This is a genomic window from Streptomyces sp. SID12501, from assembly GCF_010550245.1.
Classification (GTDB): domain Bacteria; phylum Actinomycetota; class Actinomycetes; order Streptomycetales; family Streptomycetaceae; genus Streptomyces.
This window is the reverse complement of record NZ_JAAGLU010000599.1, coordinates 1-451: the sequence shown is the minus strand read 5'-3', so window position 1 is coordinate 451 and position 451 is coordinate 1. Positions and strand designations below refer to the sequence as shown.

The window sequence follows — 451 nt, the reverse complement described above, 5'->3', positions numbered from 1 at the left end:
GTCCGGAGAGCGAGCTCAGCGCCGGGAAGCAGAGCAGCCGGGGCCCCGTTCCACCGGAGGCGAGGGGCACCCCCGGCGGCGCCTCGACGAGCCGGCGGCCGAGGGCCGCGGGCTCGCCGGACCGTCCGACGGGTGCGTCCCGGACGTCCTTCGCGGTCGGTCGCATGCAGTCGGTCCTGCGGGGCCATCCGGAGGACACCGACGAGTCCTGCCGCCACCGGCGCGAGGCGGTTGCGCTGGGTGAGCAGTACGCCCTTGGGGGTGCCGGACGAGCCGGAGGTGTGGAGCAGCCAGGCCACGTCGTCCAACCCGAGGTCGTCGGGAGCGGGCGTCGCCGGTTCGGTGCCGGTCAGGTCCTGGTAGCGCAGCGGCACTGCGGCGGGGTCCTGCGGATGGTGCGGGACTGCCGACAGCCCGGGCGCTCCCGGGGCGGCGTCCTCGGGCCGTGGTG

At 76.7% G+C, this 451-nt stretch carries 1 protein-coding gene; it reads right to left on the bottom strand.

The annotated features are described in order from the left end of the window. A partial coding sequence (locus tag G3I71_RS47465) for a hypothetical protein (RefSeq protein WP_343243306.1) occupies positions 1 to 299 on the bottom strand: 299 nt, incomplete at its 3' end. Between the last annotated feature and the right edge of the window lie 152 nt (positions 300 to 451).